General features: G+C 40.1%; 15 protein-coding genes. 3 read left to right on the forward strand and 12 right to left on the reverse strand.

All coding sequences use genetic code 11. From position 1 onward, the window contains the following. Positions 1 to 8: 8 nt before the first annotated feature. The 7 genes from GSQ84_RS10650 to GSQ84_RS10680 form a co-directional block, all read right to left on the reverse strand. Complete coding sequence (locus tag GSQ84_RS10650) at positions 9 to 1,262, reverse strand: O-antigen ligase (protein WP_158797191.1); 1,254 nt, start codon at positions 1,260 to 1,262, stop codon at positions 9 to 11. After that, positions 1,234 to 2,367 carry a DUF1972 domain-containing protein gene (locus GSQ84_RS10655; RefSeq protein WP_158797192.1) on the reverse strand — a complete coding sequence of 378 codons (1,134 nt, stop codon included), beginning with the start codon at positions 2,365 to 2,367 and terminating at the stop codon, positions 1,234 to 1,236. The genes GSQ84_RS10650 and GSQ84_RS10655 overlap by 29 nt, the downstream gene beginning before the upstream one ends. Continuing rightward, positions 2,364 to 3,440 carry a glycosyltransferase family 4 protein gene (locus GSQ84_RS10660; protein ID WP_158797193.1) on the reverse strand — a complete coding sequence of 359 codons (1,077 nt, stop codon included), beginning with the start codon at positions 3,438 to 3,440 and terminating at the stop codon, positions 2,364 to 2,366. The genes GSQ84_RS10655 and GSQ84_RS10660 overlap by 4 nt, the downstream gene beginning before the upstream one ends. Next, positions 3,437 to 4,381 (reverse strand): glycosyltransferase family 2 protein, encoded by a 945-nt coding sequence (locus tag GSQ84_RS10665; RefSeq protein ID WP_158797194.1) that lies wholly within the window; start codon positions 4,379 to 4,381, stop codon positions 3,437 to 3,439. Before GSQ84_RS10665 ends, GSQ84_RS10660 begins: the two co-directional genes overlap by 4 nt. Continuing rightward, on the reverse strand, positions 4,378 to 6,039 hold the full coding sequence (locus GSQ84_RS10670; RefSeq protein ID WP_158797195.1) for a hypothetical protein: 1,662 nt from the start codon (positions 6,037 to 6,039) through the stop codon (positions 4,378 to 4,380). Before GSQ84_RS10670 ends, GSQ84_RS10665 begins: the two co-directional genes overlap by 4 nt. An 82-nt stretch (positions 6,040 to 6,121) precedes the next feature. After that, on the reverse strand, positions 6,122 to 7,534 hold the full coding sequence (locus GSQ84_RS10675) for an oligosaccharide flippase family protein (RefSeq protein ID WP_158797196.1): 1,413 nt from the start codon (positions 7,532 to 7,534) through the stop codon (positions 6,122 to 6,124). An 11-nt stretch (positions 7,535 to 7,545) separates the two neighbouring features. Then, complete coding sequence (locus tag GSQ84_RS10680; RefSeq protein ID WP_158797197.1) at positions 7,546 to 8,337, reverse strand: glycosyltransferase family 2 protein; 792 nt, start codon at positions 8,335 to 8,337, stop codon at positions 7,546 to 7,548. Between the two features lie 167 nt (positions 8,338 to 8,504). Here GSQ84_RS10680 and GSQ84_RS10685 point away from each other — a divergent pair, with 167 nt between their 5' ends. Then, complete coding sequence (locus GSQ84_RS10685) at positions 8,505 to 9,440, forward strand: ring-cleaving dioxygenase (RefSeq protein WP_158797198.1); 936 nt, start codon at positions 8,505 to 8,507, stop codon at positions 9,438 to 9,440. 343 nt (positions 9,441 to 9,783) lie between these two features. Here GSQ84_RS10685 and GSQ84_RS10690 read toward each other — a convergent pair whose 3' ends face one another. The 3 genes from GSQ84_RS10690 to GSQ84_RS10700 form a co-directional block, all read right to left on the reverse strand. Then, entirely contained in the window at positions 9,784 to 12,039 is a 2,256-nt protein-coding gene (locus GSQ84_RS10690) for a GH92 family glycosyl hydrolase (RefSeq protein ID WP_158797199.1), read from the reverse strand. An 84-nt stretch (positions 12,040 to 12,123) separates the two neighbouring features. Next, positions 12,124 to 13,737, reverse strand: coding sequence for a SusD/RagB family nutrient-binding outer membrane lipoprotein (locus GSQ84_RS10695; RefSeq protein WP_158797200.1), 1,614 nt, complete (start codon positions 13,735 to 13,737; stop codon positions 12,124 to 12,126). A 22-nt stretch (positions 13,738 to 13,759) separates the two neighbouring features. Continuing rightward, positions 13,760 to 16,843 (reverse strand): SusC/RagA family TonB-linked outer membrane protein, encoded by a 3,084-nt coding sequence (locus tag GSQ84_RS10700; RefSeq protein WP_158797201.1) that lies wholly within the window; start codon positions 16,841 to 16,843, stop codon positions 13,760 to 13,762. A 170-nt stretch (positions 16,844 to 17,013) separates the two neighbouring features. On the opposite strand from GSQ84_RS10700, the gene GSQ84_RS10705 reads away from it, so the two are divergent. Next, positions 17,014 to 17,601, forward strand: coding sequence for an RNA polymerase sigma-70 factor (locus tag GSQ84_RS10705; RefSeq protein WP_158797202.1), 588 nt, complete (start codon positions 17,014 to 17,016; stop codon positions 17,599 to 17,601). A gap of 104 nt (positions 17,602 to 17,705) precedes the next feature. Next, the gene (locus GSQ84_RS10710) at positions 17,706 to 17,927 is read left to right on the forward strand and encodes a hypothetical protein (protein WP_158797203.1); all 222 of its coding nucleotides are present in this window, start codon (positions 17,706 to 17,708) and stop codon (positions 17,925 to 17,927) included. A 51-nt stretch (positions 17,928 to 17,978) separates the two neighbouring features. Here the strand turns inward: GSQ84_RS10710 and tkt are convergent, their stop codons facing one another. Next, positions 17,979 to 19,988 carry a transketolase gene (tkt, locus tag GSQ84_RS10715; protein ID WP_158797204.1) on the reverse strand — a complete coding sequence of 670 codons (2,010 nt, stop codon included), beginning with the start codon at positions 19,986 to 19,988 and terminating at the stop codon, positions 17,979 to 17,981. Between the two features lie 60 nt (positions 19,989 to 20,048). Continuing rightward, positions 20,049 to 21,242: an aldose epimerase family protein gene (locus GSQ84_RS10720; protein WP_158797205.1), complete on the reverse strand. Its 1,194-nt coding sequence runs from the start codon at positions 21,240 to 21,242 to the stop codon at positions 20,049 to 20,051. Between the last annotated feature and the right edge of the window lie 101 nt (positions 21,243 to 21,343).

Genomic DNA, 21,343 nt, shown 5'->3' on the forward strand with positions numbered 1-21,343 from the left:
TCGTTAAATTAAATTTCAACAATTTCCGATGACCGCTCCGTAGCATATACAAAAAAGGAGAAGAAGAAGGCGTAGAATAAAATACCTTTATCTACATCCAGTATGTTTTCGGATATAGAAACAAAAGTGACCAATACCAAGAACAGAAAAAAGAGCAGGTCCTTTCTGCGCAATGCCAGTCTGAATCCAGCGATCAGCGTAACCATGTAGGCAAGTAGTCCTATGACGCCCGATTTGATCAGAAAACTCAGGTATTGATTATGCGCATTTAACCGGTGCAAATAGGAGTTGTAGAATTTTTTATCAAAGAAAAGCGGGCGCAGCAGGGCGATTTCTGAACCAGCTCCATACCCGATTAGCGGAGATCTGGCCACCAGTTCACCGGCAGCATACCACCTGGCCACTCGTGGGTCTTCTACCAGTCCTGTTGAGGTTGTGGATAAATCTAAGCGCAGGTCATTGATATAACGTTCTCTAAACGTCCGCTGCTTTACAACAAGCAACAAAGATAACAAGGAAATGGAAGCTGTGATCAGCATAAATTTCCAGCGTGCCGACCCCTTCAGTAAAAACCAGGGAACAGCAGTAATAACAATCAGCAGCACACAAAAACAAACTGATTTAGCCCCAAGCTGAACCAATCCGGCCGAAAGTATGCCTATACAAGCCAGGTAGAATAACCTGTCATAAAAGCCCCGTTCTTTAATCAATACAGAGAATAGATAGATCAGCGCTATGGCTAGCTGCATGGAAAGGTAGGTAGCATGCATATCAATAGGCGATGCGAAATTATGATTGGTAAAGGCATAGGAGAACAACGATGAAACGGGAAGCCCATAATACCTGACCGACCAGATGGCATCCAGGTAAAGATAGGTTACAGTTGCTGTGCAGACGAGCGAAAAAGCAAGTAATAACGATGCCCTGCATTTCCTGAGATCAAGCGGGTTTACACAAAACACCAAAGGGAACAGCAAAACAGTAATTTGTTTGCTCCATTCGTTATAGGCGTCTGCCCGGTTTATGCTATAAATTGTACTGCCTATAGTGATCAGTAAAACCGAAACCGGCATCAGCATGCGTAAATTAAAAACAGGTTGAACAGCTTCCCTTTTAAAATGGATCAGCGTATGTACAATCAGGCTGATTAAAATCAGATGGCTATAAAACCGGTCAAAAGGCAAACTAGCCATGAACAGCAGCACATGGTAATAACTGATTTTGTTGGCCAGGTTATCCCTGATAAAGAATAACTCTCTCATAATTGAAATTATAGAAACACTCCAGCACAAATTCTTCATACTGATCAACAATGGTTTCCCAGTTAAACTGGTTCTTAATTTTATACAGGTTGTTGTTCACCATGTTTTTTTCAGTTTCCATCCGCTTTACTGTTTCAACGATGTTTTTCACCTCATTGGCATTGTTAAAATAAAAGGCATCTGTGTGTAATACGGACTTGTTAAAAGGATTGTTATGGGCCGCTATTAAAGCTTCACTGGCCATTGCTTCCAACAATGATGGGTTAGTACCTCCAACACTATGCCCGTGGAAATACAAATAAGAATTATTCTGTAGAGACCTCACTTTAGCATTATCGAAAATTGATCCCTTAAACTGGATGCGGTCGTCATTTTTAAATTTATGCGTAATGTATTTTCCAAAGCGGTTACCGGTATCGCCCAGCACCTTGAATTTTCTTTCCGAAGTACTCTGGTTAAAACCTTCTAAAATCGTTTCAATATTATTTTCCGGTTCCATTCTGGCCATCAGCAGAAAGTAATCTTCTTTTAAGATTTCTGATTTGGTGAACTGCTCCCTTTCATTCTCAGAAAACAGGTCGGCCCCATAAGGAATATATTTGCTGTCAATTTTATATTTATCTTTCAGGTAAGACTGGATCACCATGGAATCAGCCACGTAATACTGGCTATGTTTCACAGCTAATTTTTCTGCATACTTCAGGAAAGCCTGTACAGGTTTAGAATATTTGGATCTTTTCCATTCCAGTCCGTCCATATTGGTAATAATGGCACTGTTCTGCGGATACAATTTACCCCATACAGAACTGCTGGTATAACCCATTAGCAGGATCACATCATATTTTCTTTTCCTGGCATCCAGCAGGCAGTTCAGGTCATACACAAATTGCCCTGCTGTACCGATCAGGTATTCAGGATCATAACAATGCCTGATCTCCACTCCATTCCAGCTGCTTTTGGTATAAGGATGATTATGTGAGTTGTATACCGTTACCGAATGTCCTCTTTTAACTAATCCCTCAGAAACATATTCAGAAATATGTTCGAATCCACCGTAATAATTAGGAATTCCACGGGTGCCTAGTATTGCTATTCTTAATTTCATTGATTGATCGCTAATTGATAAGATTTTTGTGTTTGTAATGCCGCATGCTGCCAGGTATATTTTTCCAGTATCTTTTGCCGCAGCCCTTCATTGATATCCGCAGCAATAGCTTTTTCTATCGCAGCAAGAATATTTTCAGGTTCTCCGGGGTCACAATAAAAGGCATCGTCACCAAAATATTCTTTGGCATCGCCTTTATCCGTGATCACGATATTGCAACCCATCAGTGCTCCTTCAATTGAACTCAATCCGGTGGTTTCAAACCAGCTGGGCAGGATATGTACTTTTGCTTTCTGGTAATATTTCACCAGGGCTTCCTGTGAGATATGATCGATAAAACTGACATTCTCGGATGCAATTTCACGGCACTGGCGGTAATAAGCAGCCTGATTGGGGGAGTGCGACCCTATAATTAACAACTTGTAAGGAGTGTTATTTAATGCCTTGATCAGGTTAAGCTGATTTTTAAGTCCTTCAATCCTGGCCACACATAAGATCAGGCGGAGATCTTTCTTTATCGAGGAGTCGTATTGAAAGAGAGCCGGGTTAACACCATTAGGTACGATGAGGTAATTCGCCTTTTCTGCATATGTTTTTTTTACCCGCTGGTACTCTGATTCAGAATTGGGCAGGATCATAGCCGCCCCTTTCAGGATTTCGATAATACTTCTGCGCTGCCCCTTCCAGATATAAGATTTTCCAGATAAATGGTCTTTCCTCAGCAGCCAGCGTGCCATCGTTTTTAAATACTCGATCCCATCGGCAGGTAAAATGCTAAACAGCTTTCCCGCACCTTTACGGTGAAATTTATCGTACTCACTATAATTGCATAAGATCGTAGAAACAACAAATGGTTTTCCTGCCTTTTTGCTATGGTAAAGAATATCCGCAGGGCGTATGAGATTAAAAAAATGCAGCAGATCATAGTCTTCATACACAATGGTTTCGTTAGACAAACGTACATCTGTCTCTATACCTAAATCCGTCAGGTTCCTTGCCGTCTGTACTGCCTGAACAGTATCACCGCCAGGAGCAGAAAAAAAGGTAGATCTTGCAATCATGGCTACTTTCATAATTTATAAAACCAGTTAATGAAATTTTCGGGGAAATAACTTATCGCGTATAACAGGTAATTATCTATGCGTAAAGGATGGAGTTCTATAGCTTTGGTCACGTGCCAGCGGGCTTTTTCGGGCTGATAATTGTTCACCAGGAATTTTTTACAGCATAGCGCATAATATGCACCTTCCTTTATCTTTGGGAGATACTGGCTTTCGCCGATTTCCTGTAACTCAAGCCCTTCTGCTGCTGTAATCCGTTGATTTTTAAGCGTGCTGTATTTAATTTTACGGAACTTACGGGTACGCCATTTTTCATCGATAGTAATAGACTCAGGGTTTAGCCTTACTTTAATCAGCGCTTTCGACAGGTTACATGCTTTTGCATGCTGAAGAATATTTACCCATAAAAAGTGATCTTCAAAAGTGTAGGCATGTTCGTTGTAACCGCCATTGCTTAAGATCACTTCTTTCTTATAAAACACACTGGAATGAATAAAAGGACATACCGTATATTTCAGGGCCTGAATCTCTTCATTGAGATGGGCCACAGGGTGCTGGGTAAAAATGTAACAGCCTTCTACATCTAAATAATCAGCTGCAGAGCCTATAATATCATATTCAGGATAAGCGGTTATAAAATCATACTGTATTTTGAGCCTGTCACGGTTGCAGATGTCATCGGCATCAAAGCGGGCGATATAGGGTGCCCGGGATTTTTCAAGACCGGAATTCAGGGCAGCAGCGATACCTTTATTCTCCTGGTGGATCACTACAATCCTGGGATCGTTAAAAGATCCGATGATCTTTACTGTATCATCAGTTGATCCATCATTTACAATCAGCAATTCAAAATTGCGAAAAGACTGCTTTAGTACAGACGTTATAGCTTCAGCTATATACTTCCCGGCATTATAAGCAGGCATCAAAACTGTAATTTCTGGAGCGGTTTTCATAGCTGTATAGTTGTAACTGAAGATTCCTTGATGTTCAGGTAAAGAAATAATTCAAAAAAGATGAGGATGGATAATTGTTCAAACCAGTAGTCGATGAACAATACGCCCATAGTGATGATCAGTATAGGTAACCCATAAGTCAACACTTTCCAGTGTCTGGTAAAAAAATATATATAAGCGGTAAAAAAAGCCAGCATACCCAATAATCCATATTCAGCAAAAAGCTGGTCATATACTGAAAAAGGGCTATTCGTTAGGGAATGTAAACCTGCACGCTTGCTAAAGAAATTCAAATAAAGATCCAGGTGATTTGCAAGAAAGGCAGGATTGATATAAGTATATTTCACAGGATAACCTCCGGAAATACCAAGCCCAGATACCCTGAAAGCTAGTTTTGACGAAAAATTGCCCATACCGGCACCGGCGATCAGCTTACCGCTATGGTGTTTAAAGAAATTTACAGTTTGCAGCAGACTAATAACTTTTCCGGGTAAAGAAAACCATTGGTCCTGCTTTCCAGAAATGGGGAGTTCTGCCTGATGCTTTTTAATAAATTGCACCAATTGCAACTGCTCTACAGGTGTACTGGTTAAACTTTGAAAAGTAGCTGAATTGATATCATCCTTTGGAACGTTAATCCTTCCGTCATTTGTAATCCATGCGGTTTTAGCCAGGTTTGGAAGTGCCCTTTCTTTTTCTAACCTGACTTTTTCACTGGTACGGTAAATACTGTCTATATATAATGTTGCAATCTTTTCTTTCTTTTCATCAGGGCTGAGGGATTGATCCGGCCGCTCAGTAATGCGCACGATTGGCCCCTGCTGTTCTTCATTAACTATTTTTTTCTGGTGGAAAACATTCCTGAGCGTTTCTATAACATAACTATTGTTTTGGGGAGATACCTTGGCCATAAACACTACCAGAAATACCAGGCACAAGACAATGAGGCTCTTTTGATCTTTAGTGCTTTTGAAAATGAATAATAACCCCAGGATAAAAAGCAGGGTCAGATTGATAAAATTACTTCCGGTAAGCAAGAGCACGGTCATGCACAGCAGCAGCATAACAGCATTATTCCTGCTCAGGAAGTAAACAATTCCAAATGCATTTAAAACCGCATTGGTAGTGGATGTATCAAATGTGACACCTTTGATATAATCACCTGTACCCAGGAAATATTTTTGAAAATTCCCCTGATAAGTATAAGGGTTAATGCTGTGTGTTTCCACTATAATCAAACCCAGCTTTAAAAAAGAGAAAGCTGCGTTAATCAAAAAAAACAATAGTATAGTCTGGTGAATGACCATTACATCATTACGCTCAACTGCCAATTTAATCTGATGAATAGCCAGGATACTTAATAACCAAAACCCTATTCCACTACCAAGTACCAGTGCATAATCAGGTACAGCGTAACTCCTGTTTATTAGAAAGCCAATTATTCCAATCAGCACGATCAATACATAAAAAAGAGGTAGCCTGGAATCCTTTAGTTTAAAGCCAAAGCGGAAATTAAACCGCAGCGAATAGATCAACAGGATTGCAATAATCTTGACACCTAATTTTACATCCAAAAAAAGGAGAAGGAACAATAGCAGCGTCCAGTCTACTTTATTCTTTAACCCTTTTAAATCTAAAATAATTGCCTTGATATTCATTCCCTCCCTTTTTTATGAATCGTTAAGATTACGGTTGGCGGAAAGAAAAGGTTGCCTTAATCGGTACTGAATGTTTCTTATTTTACCAATGAAGCAGTTTTTGAAAATTCCGCCTGTCGCTTAGCCGCAGCTGTGCCGTAAGAACCAGTAGTAACAGATAAAAAAAAATGGAAGCTATCAGGATCAGCCATATATTTGAAAGGATCGCATTTGCAGCCAGACCGCTAAGTAATGCACAGCCAGTACAGACCAATAGGGAATACCAGCTGTTATTGAGTTCAGAAATATTATTCTTCCTGCAATAAAAGATAGTCTGAGCCAGACAGGATAATAAAAATGCAAATGCAGCACCTTCATTTTTATACCCCGGGATCAATAGGATATCTCCTGCAACATTGACCACAAGGGTGATGATAAAGGAAGATAATATCATTTTGAGCCGTCCCTGTGCAAAGCTGATTGTCCACAAGAAGTTGTTTATATACAATAAGGGCATGCATAACGACAAAATGAAAATAGTTTTTGCATTGACCATTCCGTATTTACCAGAAGTGACCCTGTCTATCAGCGGGCTCCAGCAGATATTGAGTATTAAAGCAGTAAATGCCGCAACGATGAGCTCCATCCTGATTAAGAACTTTAGCTTTTCCGCGGCAATATCTTTCTGCTGAAACATTTTTGTAAAAAGCGGTATCAGCAAAGGGGCAATAGCCAGCATAGGGAAAGTAGCTATTTCAAAGATTTTATAGGCAAAACTATATTCAGCCAGTTTAACAGCAGACAGGATAAAGCCAATAAAGATCCAGTCAAACCGTGCCAGTGCAGAAGTGATCACCACCACTCCGGTTTGTGGCAGGGATTCACGGAGCAGCTGTATATAACCCCTTTTGTTCCACGTTATCTTTACCCGGGTATGGGTACCTCTTTTAAACAAAAAGACAGCACCCAGTAATTCAGCCAGGTCGCCCATTATAAATATAATGATGATCGTTTGTACTGACAGGAGATGTAAGAAGCCAAAAATCAATAAGCTTACACAGCGTACCAGATTTGAAATTACAGACATATAAGCCAATAAATTGAATTGCTCCATCCCATTAGCCACCTGCTTAAAAGGAGTAGAAAAGAATAACATTAACTTACCTATTCCAATCAGCAATACAAGGTTATAAATTTCCAGCTGCGGAAATAAATACTTACCGGCTAATAACACTCCATAAAATGAAAGCCCGGTAATCAGCACATGGCAAACATAGAGCGAGAGGGTATCTTCAACAGCAGCTCCTGAGGCTATTTTCTTTATAATCAGTTGGTCGATTCCCAGCGACAGCACATTAAACGCAGCCAGAAGAATTGCCAGTGCCAGGTTCAGTTGTCCGAAATCACTTTTGCTCAACCCATAAGACAACACATAAAATATACCCAGCCCGAGGATCTGGTTTAACACCAATTGAAGTGCATTGATGGAAAGATTGCCCGACAGTTTTTTGCCCATTCAATTCATATTCAACTTGAGGTCAATTCCAGCAAAGGGCTCTTCCTTCGTCCCTGTTTCTTTCTGTTCAGATGATGATATTTCAGCCATTTATTCATGAATATGGTTTTAGAGACAATCCATCCTTCCTTCCCATCCAAAAATCCAAGGAGCAGGATGTAACCCATAAAAAAACTAAAGGCCGGAGAGATAAATAAATTAATAAAGTTGGCTTCTTTTCCCCGCTGAAGATATTCTTCGGCACTTAGTTTAGCATAAAACACAGCCTTACTCCTGCACTCATGAACATCTTTAACAGAGTAGTGATGCAGACAACCCTCAATTTTTTTCTTCTTTACCCCCTGCGGAAAGATTAAATTTTCATGTACTTTTTGCTGTTCAGACCACTTTACCAGCTTACGGTTAAACAAACGCACATGATGTTTTCTGCCCCAGTAACCAAAGCGCACAGGTTTTTTTCCAAAGTATAACCTGAATTTGATATCATATACCGATGAAATATCATTCAGTTTTAAGTTGTGCAGGGAACGGATCAAGTCCAGATCAGGAACCTCATCTGCATCAATGCTTAATATCCAATCGTATTTGGCCTGCTCAATACCTGCATTTTTATTGGCGCCATATCCTTTCCAGCAATCCTGATATACCCTGCACCCATGTGCCAGTGCAATAGCTAATGTTTCATCCGTACTGTCATTGTCAACAATAACGATATCATCACTGATCAGTACAGCCATCTTTAAACAGTCGGCTATACCTTCAGCTTCATTTTTCGTGATAATAACAATCGATACAGGGACCATTTATAATTGCTTGCTTGCTGTTGCTTATCACGAACAGAAACAAGAAAAGGTTGCCTTAACCAAAGATTTTTATCAGCATTTTTTCTGCAGGACCCTCTATTTCTTATCACACCTCAACGTCGCAGCTTTTAATATAGCCGATATTTGAGGTATCAAAAAAATTAATTATGGAAAATAGAATATTAGGCATTCACCATATTACAGCTATCGCTGGTGATGCAAAACGCAATTTCGATTTTTACACTAAAGTATTGGGACTTAGATTTATAAAAAGAACTGTAAATTTTGATGACCCGGGCACATACCATTTTTACTTTGGCGACGAACAAGGCAGTGCCGGTACGATCTTAACTTTCTTCCCATGGGGAAATATACAAAAAGGCAGTAAAGGTGCTGGCATGGCGACAGAAATAGGTTATGCAGTCCCTAAAGGAAGTTTTGATTTCTGGATGAAACGCTTTGAAACTTATCATGTACCTTATGATCAGCCTGCTGAACGTTTTGGAGAAAAATATCTCTCCTTCACTGATCCTGATGGCTTAACACTTGAATTATTTGAAGCTAAAGAAACCGATATCAGGAAACCTTACGAGACTGATGAAGTAAAGGCAGACGTAGCAACTTTGGGATTTTACAATACCACTTTAACCCTGAACAGTATTACTGCTACTGCTAAAATACTTACTGATATATTCGATTATAAATTGGTAGCCCAGGAAGGCAACCGTTACCGTTACAGTACTGATGCCATTGCCCATGCAAATGTGATCGATTTATTAGAGTTACCTTCAGAAAAAAGAGCTAATAATGCGGGTGGTACCATACATCATATTGCTTTTAGAGTGGAAAATGATGAAATACAAATGGCTTTCCGGGAGAAAATTGCCAAAATGGGATTAAATATTACACCGCAAATTGACCGTAATTATTTCCATTCTTTATATTTCAGGGAACCAGGAGGTGTATTGTTTGAAATCGCTACAGACAATCCAGGATTTACAGTTGACGAACCTCTGGAAGAATTGGGTAAAAGCTTAAAACTTCCTGCCCAGTATGAGTCGCAGCGTAAACAGATCGAAGCTCATTTGGTTAAACTTGACTAAATAGATGACTGATTAGTCTGGAATAGCCGATAAAAGATAAATCTGGCTTCGCTGAAAAAAAGCAAGTGCTAAATCATTGCTGAAACCTTTGCCCGCTACGCTTGCAAAATTTCGAGGCAATGATTTAGCACTTGCTTTTTTTTGGAGGTTATCCATTGCATAGTGCTTATAGCAGGTTGGCCTTGATGATGTTAATCGCATGGTGGGGTTAGAATAATCCCAAGGAAACCCTGTAAAAAAATCGGTATGTTATATTTCGGCCTAGAAATTTTGCAAGCGCAGCGAGCAAAGGTTTCAGCCGAAATATAACATACCGATTTTTTTATAGAATAGGGATGACCTTTTACCTTAGGGCATCAGACTTAGGACGATCTTCCATTTTAACTCCCCAGGTAGCTGAAGGCTGGTCACCCATAAACAAGGTGAGTTTCCCTCCCGCTATGATATCTGTATGTTTTAAATAGGAAAAAGGATAAGTTTTTCCATTTAACTCTGCCCGCTGGATATAAATATTTGTCTTGCTGTTCCCTTCAGCTTTAATTTCAAAGGTTTTTGTTGCTGAAACATGAATTACGGCATCATCCACCTGAGGGGAACCGATGACATAATTTCCATTTGCAGGGTTAACAGGATAAAATCCCATGGCAGAGAACACATACCAGGATGACATTTGGCCTAGGTCTTCATTACCGCACAACCCATCAGGTTTAGAAGTATACAATGAATCTGTAATACTTCGAATTACGCGGGCTGTTTTCCATGGCTGACCAGCATAGGCATATAAATAGGGCGTATGGTGATCGGGCTCATTACCCTGTGCATACTGACCAACCAGGCCACTGATATCAGGTGAACTGCCTGCCTCTTTTACTGCTTTCATCGTAAACAAAGAATCCAGCTTTTTGGTAAATCCGGCCTCGCCGCCAAATAACTGAATTAAGCCTTCAGGATCCTGCGGAACCAGCCAGGTATATTGCCAGCCATTTCCTTCTGTATAATCATCCTTACGGTGTACAGAAGCGATGGGATCAAAAGGTGTACGGAAACTACCGTCTGCTAATTTACCGCGCATGAATTGCACCCTTGGGTCAAAGTAGTTACTATACAACTCAGCTCTTTTACTAAAGTAAGCGTAATCGTCCATTTTATGCATCGCTTTAGCCATCTGGGCAATACAATAATCATCAATAGCGTATTCCAGACCTTTAGCTACGGCTTCACCTACTTTATCAGCAGGAATATATTTCAATTGCTGAATATACTCTATACCGTCTGTTTGCTGCATGGCAGATTTCTTTATCGCTTCATAAGCAAGAGCTGTATCATAATTTCTGAAGCCTTTTAAATAGGCATCTACAATAATTGGTACAGCGTGGTAGCCAATCATGGTATTTGTTTCATTACCCATTAAATGCCATACCGGCAAAAGTCCCTGTTGTTTGTAAATAGCCAGAAACGTATTGACAATATCAGATACCTTATCAGGATGCAGGATCGTATACAAGGGATGGAAAGCACGATAGGTATCCCACAAAGAAAAGGTTGTATAGTTATTGAATCCTGGCTGATGGTATACTTTTTTATCGGTTCCCAGGTAATCGCCATTGGCATCATTATAGATTGATGGGGCAATCATGGTGTGGTACATCGCGGTGTAAAAAACTTTTTTTACATCGTCACTGCCTTTGATCTGAATTTTTGATAATTCTTTATTCCATTTGGAAGTGGACTGTGCTACGATCTCATCGAAACTCCAGCCAGGTGCTTCCGCTGTGATATTAGCAAGGGCATTTTCATAACTTACCGGTGAAATACCAACTTTCAGCTGCAGCACATTTTTATTAATCGATTTAAAATTCAGCACAGCTTTCATCCTTACGGCTTTTCCGGCAACACCTGGTACTACAACAGTACTGTCATAAAGCACCAGATGATCAATGGGTTGCGATAATTTAATGGCAAAATACAAACGCTGATCCTTTGCCCAGCCGGCAGAATAACGGTAGCCCACCAAAGTTGTTGGATCTACTTGTTTGATATAGGTATCTACCGGTCTGTCCCAGCCTATGCCATCACCCAGATCAAGCATCACATGAGGCTTATCTTGGTTTGGCGCAAAAGTGTAACGATGAAACCCCACCCTTTCAGTAGCTGTAAGTTCTGCTTTGATATGGTACTTATCCAATACCACACTGTAATATCCGGCTTTCGTTACTTCATGGTCATGAGAAAAAGTAGACAGGTATCCATTCTCTGTATCTTCTTTTGTCCCTTTATTTAGGTGTAAGGTACCGGTAGCCGGCATAATTAAAACATCGTTTAAATCTCCTATACCTGTTCCGCTCAGATGGGTATGGGTAAACCCAACGATGGTATTACTGGAATAATGATAACCGCTGCACCAGTCCCAGCCTTCAAAAACATTGATTGGCCCAAGCTGTACGGCACCGAAGGGTACATTGGCGCCTACAAATACGTGTCCGTGACCGGAAGAACCTATAATGGGATCAACATATTGAGTTAAATTTGTTTGTGCGACTGACGCCGTACTGAAAATGACACCGCAAATAAGGGTCAGGTAAGCTGTTTTCCTGCTCATTAAAATTTGTTATAAAATAAAAATACAAGATTCTTTCGTCTCTAAAGAACGAAAAAATCTTGTATAAGATGTATTTAGGTTAAATTAGAAATTGCTTTTGGCGATGTCCCACCATACGCGGGTACCACCATTGTCTTTTCCTCCAAGTAACTGAACAGCCTTTGATACTTCACCACCGTTGGTGTTATATTCATTTGATGGATAAGCCAGCCTACGGATCTGAGTCTGTGTATCAATAGCACCATTACTGGTGTTAACCACAACAGGGAACAGCTTTGGATAACCTGTACGGCGAAATTCAGTCCAGGCTTCCTGTCCTTCAGGAAATACAGCTAACCATTTTTGTGTAAGAATACGTTCCAGCATTTGCTCCTGACTTGCGCCAGCATCCCATTTAATGGTGATCGTAGACACTGCCGGAGAATTATTAGCTGAATTTTTTGGATCTACATACGCTGCCTGTGTGCTGGTAGCATCATTCAGGTAAGCAGTTCCGTCAACTCCCCACTGCTGCATAGAGGTTTGTACACCTGTTTCATAATCACTTTTGGCATCACCAGAATTTGCCCATCCTCTTAAACTGGCTTCTGCTTTTAAGAACCATACTTCAGCAGCAGTCATGATCTGCTCAGGAGGTGTAGCCAGTAAAAAGGTTTTGCTGATGTTGATATTTGCATAAGTGATATAATCAGTTTTAGCTTTAATTGCAGAACCGATACGGATACCGATATACTGACCTGGGAAAAGAGCATCTGTAGCAGGTGAAGCATAAGATGGCAACCTTGGATCATTATAACCAGTCATATAGGTAGCAATAGCTGCATTTAAGCGACAATCGCCATAATCGTTGGACAACAGGTAATAATCATTTTCAGAACCCGGAGCAACAGCGATAGCCGCATCATCAGAAACAGTAGTCAGCACACCGCCATTAGCCGGGTTCAGTGCTTTTTCTCCCTGAATTTTTGCAGTGGCAGGATCTGCCTTTACAATATGCATCGCCAAACGTAAACGCAATGAATTGGCAAACTTGATCCATTTGGTATAATCACCAGCATAGATCCTGTCATAAGTGCTATAAGGCATTTTACCAGGATTCGCTGCTACATAACTTTGCAGGCTGGTTACTGCTGTATCCAGCTCGGCAAAAAATTGTGTATACACAGCTTGCTGACTGTCGTAGGGAGTTGTTGTTAAAGATTTACCTACCTGACTGTAGGGGATAGGGCCAAATTTATCAGTAACGCGGTGCATTGCTTCAACTTTTGTGATCAGTCCTACTGCCCAAAGATCAGGAGCAGTTTTTTTCAAACCAGATGCTGCAATTCTGATCAGGGGTCCCATTACAAGGGTATAAGCATCATTAAAACCATTTTTATCCCAGTCATCAACCAATCCGTAGTTTAAATCATAAGCAGCTTTAAATGGAGTTGGCGACATCATATATCCAGCGAAGCCATCAGCACTTAAATTTTGCGCGGTTTGATAATCATGGAAAATAGCGGATTGTAAAGGCGGGAATAAAGTAGGAATAGATACCTGAGAAAGTGGAATCCCGGTACCATCGGTATTATTCTTCTCAAAGTTTTTGGTACAGCCTGCTACTGTAAGTAACAGGACGGCACATATAACAGCCGTATAACCACGACCACTTTTAGTCAGGCTTTTGCTGTTTATTAATTTATGATTTGTATTCATGTGTTTGAAAATTAATAAGGTATTAGAAAGTGACGTTAAGGTTAAGGCCATAAGAGCGTGTAGAAGGCTGATTAAATACATCCACACCAGCAAGTCCGTTTCCTGATGACATCGTTAACTCAGGATCGTAAGGAGCTTTTTTATAGAAATAGATCAGGTTACGTCCTGTAGCAGATACCCTGAAGCTTTTAACCGCACTGTTTTTGACAGGGAAAGTATAACCTAAGGAAGCTTCACGCAAACGTACTACAGTTGCACTATAGATATATTGACCAGAAACACCAGCTCTACCACCAACGGCAGTATACCATGTTTGAGCATTAACGGAGCTCACTGGATTTCCGTTAACATCTACACCATTGACACTTACGCCTCCCGCATTACGTGCAGCACCTGTTTCTTCTGAAACACCATATTGATCCATCATTGATTGCGTGATAGACATTACCTGTCCGCCAAATTTACCGTCAACAAGGAAGCTCAGGGTGAAATTGTTATACGTGAAACTATTGCCCCAGCCCAATTGGAATTTAGGATTTGGATTTCCTACATAATTAAATCCTGGATTGGTTAGAGGCGCACCATTTGAACCAATAATCACACGGCCCTGAGCATCATGCTGCAGGGTTACTCCGTAAATATCTCCAAACGAACCACCTTTGCTGATGATTGACTCAAAAGAGTTATTTCCACTTGGAGTTAAGATGAACTGATCGATATTGTCTTTAGAGTCTACGTCAATTACAGTGTTTTTATTTCTTGAACTGTTTAAATTGGTATTCCATGAGAATTTAGAAGTTTTAATGATTTCATATCCCAGTGACAATTCAAATCCTGTATTCTGAACGTTACCGGCATTTACATAACCCAGAGAAGAGCCTGTAGCTACAGACGGAGTAACCTGAATGAACTGATTATAGGTATTTGACTTGTAAACTGTAGCACTAAGGCTCAGCTTATTCTGGAAGAACCTAAAATCGGCACCACCTTCCCAGGTTTTTGTACGCTCTGGTTTCAATGTGGGAAATGCAGCTACGGTATTCAAAATCACCGAACCACTTGCATCTGTATAGTTTACCGGGTTGGTTACATACTGAGGAACAGTATTACCTACTTCAGCATAACTACCGCGAAGTTTAGCATAAGAGATAACGTCTGGTAATTTTAAAGCCTGGTTTAACAGTACAGAAAGCCCAACTGATGGATAAAAGTAAGAATCTGTAGGGGTAAAGGCCAGGTTAGATGACCAGTCTCTTCTTCCTGTAACAGCAAGGAAAGCCCAGTCTTTGTAAGCCAGATTCACATTTCCAAAAATCGACTCTACTATATTATCATTTCTTGGAATTGTTGTAGCATTACTTACTGCAGAATTTAGCAGGGTATTTTGGGCAATGAATAAATTAGGCGTATTCAAACCCAATCCTGAACCCAGGTTAGTACCTGTGGTAACTATACTTTTATAACTTGTACCCACTATTCCGTCTAACTTGAAATCACCTTTCATTGGCACAGTCACTGTAGCAAGAAAATCGCCATATCTTTGTTCTACGGTTTGGTTGTTCAAAATAAATGAACCGTTTGCTTTAGACAGAACAGAGTTGGTACCTGAGTATAAGTCCTGCTCATAACTATCCTGACTGCGGTCTAAATTGCCCCTCGCCTGAATGTTAAACCAGCTGGTAAAATCATATTTTATACTACCGTTTAATAATATACGGTTACGGTTGGCAAAATTTAGATTCCTATTGGTGATCCACCATGGATTTTGTTGCACATCCTGATTGATAAACCAGTTTTGTCTGGCATAACCTGTCTGGTCTGCTAATTCATACTGGTTTTTATAAGGTGAGATGTTGTTTCCTCTTGGGAAAAGGTATAATCCGGTAAGCGGGTTAAAATAAAGCCCTAAACCAGGTGTATTGTCTATTTTCTGCGCAATATAGTTTACGTTTCCGTCCACTGTTAATTTATTATTCAGAAACTTTGCAGTTTCACGCATGTTGAAGTTATTCCTTTCCAGTTTGTTACCCGGCTCTATTCCAGTGGCACTGGTATTGGCATAAGAAACATAAGTCTGGGCAACATCATTACCTCCTGATAAATTAATCGAATTGGTAAAGTTATAACCTGTCTGATAGAAGGAATTTAAGTTGTCCTGAGCAGGGCCTGTAATTTTAGCGCCCCAGCTATCCTGTGCACCTGCAGAGGTTTGTCCGTAGTCATTTTGGAATTTCGGTTTGTAGGAAACATTGTCTGCCTGAACAGAAGAAGAAAAGTTAATCGTAGTTTTTCCTGCCTTACCTTTTTTTGTGGTGATCACGATCACACCATTGGCAGCATCACTACCATACAATGCAGAAGCAGAAGCTCCTTTTAGTACGGTCATGCTTTCAATGTCGTCCGGATTTAAGTTAGAGATACCATCACCGCCATCTACGTTGGTACTTCCACCGTAAGTGCTGTTTGGCTGACCATTACTGTTAGACCCGTTAGAAATAGGTATACCGTCAATTACGTACAATGGCTGGTTATTACCTGAGAACGATCTGTTCCCACGCAAAATTACTTTTGCAGAACCACCCACACCTGATGCACTTGGCGAGATGGTTACACCGGCAACTTTTCCATTCAGTGAATTCATCAGGTTATCTGTTTTCACCGTGGTCAGGTCTTTATTGGAAACCTGGTCAGTGGAATAAGTCAGTGACTTTTCAGACCGCTTTATACCCAATGCAGTTACCACTACTGTATTCAGATTTTGCTCAGTTGATTTCATTACTACTTCAATCATAGACTGACTGCCTACAGTAACTTCTTTTTGCTGATAGCCTATATAAGAGAAAACAAGAATATCTCCTGCTTTTGCAGCAATACCAAACTGACCGGTCATGTTAGTTTGCGTAACAAGTTTAGTACCTTTTACCTGAACCGATACCCCTGGAAGGGTAGTGCCGGTAGAGTCTTTTACTGTTCCTTTGATCGCATCCTGGGCAAATAGTTGTTTCGCCGGGGATGTATTGGAAACGGGATGGTCTGTTTTTGCCGCCCCAAACAGATGTGCAGAGGCATAAAGCAATAAACATGTCAATTGTAATGTTTTTTTCATATTGGTGTTGACTGTTAAATATTATATTTTGGTTATTCAAGGAAGAGACCCCTTTCAGGCGGAAATTGCCTACATGAAAAAAAAATATTTTTACAGCGACAAACAAAACTTGAAAAACACTTATTATTATCCTTTAATTTGCACACCCATTTATATAAACAAACATATTTTTGAAAACATCGAAATCTGATTTATCATCCCTCTGGACTAACGTGTGTTTAGACGACGACATTAAAGCTTTCGAAGTTTTATATAGCTTGCTGCTAAATCGTCTTATCAAGTTCTGTACGTACTATATTGGGCAAAAAGAAGTAGCAGAAGAGATCGTTTCTGATGTCTTTGTCCGTTGCTGGGAGAACAGGAAAAACGCAACGATTATTCTGAACTTAGAAACTTATTTGTTCATCGCTGTCAGAAATCAATCCTTAAAGCATATCAAAAAAAACGCAAACGTGCGCTTAGTAGAAATCGAGTCTTCTCCGGGGATTCATTTCATCGACGGTAACGATCCTGAAAAACAGTTAAACAATAAAGAACTACATTATAAATTAGACCAGGCAATTGAAATACTTCCTACGCAGGCCAGGTTGATCTTCAGATTGATCAAAGAAAACGGGATGAAGTACAAAGAAGTAGCTGAAATTCTGGAAATTTCACCACGTACTGTTCAGACACAGTTATTCAGGTCAATAGCCAAGCTGAGGATTATTCTTAAGGGTTATTATGGCATCCAATTGAAAAAAATACAGGAACAGTAATAATTTTGTTGCAATCGCTTGTCATTATTGCAAATATTAATCATATTGTAGGCAATTCCTCTTAAAAAAGGTACCTCTCTATATTAATTGCAAAAACGCTCTCCATGATTGATCAACGATTTACAGAATTGCTTGGCAGAAAATTATCCAATGAGATTTCAGAAGACGAAAATCAGGAGTTCCTACGCCTCATTAGCGAAAATGAGGTTTACAAAAAGGAATATGAAACCCTGAGCGGTTATTTTCAGGAAAAAGACGAGAAACCGTATGAAAACGCGGCATCTTTATTTCAAAAAATCAAGAACAGAATAAACCCTTCTACATAAAAAGCCCCCGGTATGACCAGGGGCTTTATGATTAATTAACGTTGGTCAATATTATTTACCCAATAGTGCTTTAGCTTTATTCACTACATTTTCAATAGTAAATCCAAATACTTTATACAGTTCCTCAGCAGGTGCAGATTCCCCAAAAGTGTGCATGGCTATAATATCTCCCTCATCAGTTACATATTTATGCCATCCCAGCGGAGAACCGGTTTCTACAGCCAAACGTTTTCTGATGGCTTTAGGGAATACTGATTCTTTGTAAGCAGCATCCTGTTTCTCAAACAATTCCCATGAAGGCATGCTCACCACGCGGGCAGCGATTCCTTCTTCTTTCAATTTAGCCTGGGCATCCATGATCAGCGCGACTTCAGAACCTGTAGCCATCAGTATCAATTCTGCATCACCTTCAGCATCAGAAAGAACATAAGCACCTTTCTCCAGATTTTCTGCTTTACCATATTTGTCCTGATCAAGTACTGGCAAACCTTGTCTTGTAAATACCAGCACTACTGGTCCATCTTTATGTTCCAGCGCTACACGCCATGCATGTGCAGTTTCGTTGGCATCAGCAGGACGGATTACCGTAATATTTGGAATAGAACGCAGAGAGATCAGCTGTTCTACTGGCTGGTGGGTTGTTCCATCCTCTCCCAATCCGATACTATCGTGCGTATATACAAAAATAGGACGGATCTTCATGATCGCAGCCAAACGGATTGGAGGGCGCATATACTCAGAGAACATCAGGAAAGTTGCCCCAAAAGGAATTACTCCTTTAGTTAATGCCATCCCTACCAGGGCAGAACCCATGGCATGCTCACGAATACCAAAGTGGAAATTACGGCCTGTTCTGTCTTCTGGTGTAAATGAAGTATATTTTTTCAGGTTAGTTTCTGTTGATGGGGCTAAATCTGCAGCACCACCAATTAATCCAGGAATAACATCTGCTATTGCATTTAACACCTTTCCAGATGCCATACGCGTAGCTATTTTATCTTTTGAAGGCGCAAAAACAGGTAGGGCATCTTTCCAGTTTGGAGGAAGTTCACCACTTTTTGCCTGCTCATACTCAGCAGCCAGCTCAGGGAACTCTTCTTTATATTTTGCATAAAGCTCATCCCATTTCTGGTTTGCTTCAGTTCCTTTTTTTCCTGCAGCCTGATAATATTCGTCTACTTCAGCAGGAACATAAAATGATTTTTCAGGATCAAAACCAAAAAATTCTTTAACCAGTTTGATCTCATCTGCACCTAGTGGTGAACCATGTGATCCTGCAGTATTTGCTTTATTCGGACTTCCGTAAGCAATTTGTGTACGGACTTTAATAAGGGAAGGTTTGTTTACTTCTGATTTTGCATTCCGAACAGCATTGATGATCGCTGTGACATCATTTCCATCAGCGATGGTCTGCACATGCCAGCCATAAGCTTCAAAACGTTTGGCCACATCTTCAGTAAAAGCAATATCAGTATCACCTTCAATAGATATATGGTTATCATCATATAAATAGATCAGGTTTCCCAGTTCCATATGACCAGCAAGGGAAGCCGCTTCAGAAGTTACGCCCTCCATCATATCACCATCACTGCAGATGGCATAAATCTTATAGTCGAAAAGGCTATATCCAGGTCTGTTGTATCTTGCTGCCAGATGTTTCTGGGCAATAGCAAAACCAACACCATTGGCAAAACCCTGACCAAGCGGTCCCGTAGTTACATCAACACCATCAATCAGGCCATATTCAGGGTGACCTGCAGTTTTACTGTTTAATTGACGGAAGCTTTTTAAATCATCCATCGTTACATTAAAACCTGTTAAATGCAATAAACTGTATTGTAACATACAGCCATGCCCGGCCGACAAAATAAATCTGTCCCTGTTTACCCAGGAAGGGTTCTTAGGGTTAAATTTCATGTAATGAGAGTAAAGCACGTGTCCCATAGGAGCTGCCCCCATAGGCATACCCGGGTGGCCGGAATTAGCTTTTTGAACAGCATCAATAGATAATGTTCTTACTGTATTTATAGCTAATTCCTCAATGTTATTGTTTGAATCCATTTTTAAATGTTTATGATGATGCTTTAATAATATCAGTTCTCCCGATTTGTTTGCCTGTAATTACTTTTTGACAGAAAATTTATAAACAGTCACAGAATTATAAGCTGTACCAGGCTTCAGCACTGTTGATGGAAAAGCAGGCTGGTTCGGCGAATCCGGAAAATGTTGTGTCTCTAAACAGAACGCAGAACGATAGCCATAAGTTGCATTTCCTTTACCATAATTCATTTTATCCGTTAAAAAGTTACCACTGTAAAATTGAATGCCCGGCTCTTCAGTTAACACTTCCATAACAATACCTGTTTTTGCACTGCTCACCGTAACCGCTTTACGCAAGCCTGTTCCTTTTCTTAGCACCCAGTTATGGTCGTATCCTTTTCCGTTTTTCAATTGCGGATCTGTATCATTGATATTGGCACCAATCAGCTTGGCTTTAGTAAAGTCAAACGGAGTACCAGCCACTTTCTCTAATTTACCAGTCGGTATAGAAGTACTGTCTATAGGTACATATTCATCAGCTTCCATGGTAAGCAGGTGATCGGTGATGGTTTTATCCCCTGCCCCGTTTAAGTTGAAATAAGCATGATTCGTTAAATTGATCACTGTAGCTTTATCTGTGGTTGCATGATAATTGATCTTCAAAGAATGATCTTCCTGAAGGGTATAAATAACTTTTACATTTAAATTCCCAGGATAACCGGCTTCCCCATCTTTAGAAAAATAATTCAATTCTAAAGTATGGTCGTCAAGCTGTTTGCTATCCCATACTTTCCCGAAGAATCCATCAAAACCACCATGCAATGTATTCTTTCCATCATTGATCTGTAGCTGATAAGCTTTACCTTCTAGTGTAAATTTACCCTTAGCTATTCTGTTGCCATATCGCCCAATCAGGGCACCAAAGAAAGACTGCTCTTTACGCTGGTAAGATTTCAAACTATCATGTCCCAGAATCACATCTACCGGCTGATCTTTATTATCTTTGACCAGCAGCGAAACCAATCTTCCGCCAAAATTAGTTATAGCAACCTGATCTCCGCTTTTATTTTTCAATACATATAAATGGACTTTCTTGTTGTCTACAGTACTGGTAAAAGCAGCAGAATCGGGAACCTTAGCTGCAGGGGCAGTAGTTACAGTTGTTGTGGTTACCGAGTCTGTCGAAACCGTTTTTTTTGTGGATGAAGAATTGCAGCTTCCCAGTATGCCAGAAACCAGGAGCAATGCAAGAAATAAATTTTGATTCGTTTTCATATTTATATTTACAGTTTATATATAGTCAATACCAAAGTAGATAAAATTATATTAACCGTCAAAACAACGATTAATATTATCTCAGTAAAATTTGTAGTGAT

Origin of the sequence: Pedobacter sp. L105, from assembly GCF_009765875.1 — a bacterium.
Classification (GTDB): Bacteria; Bacteroidota; Bacteroidia; order Sphingobacteriales; family Sphingobacteriaceae; genus Pedobacter.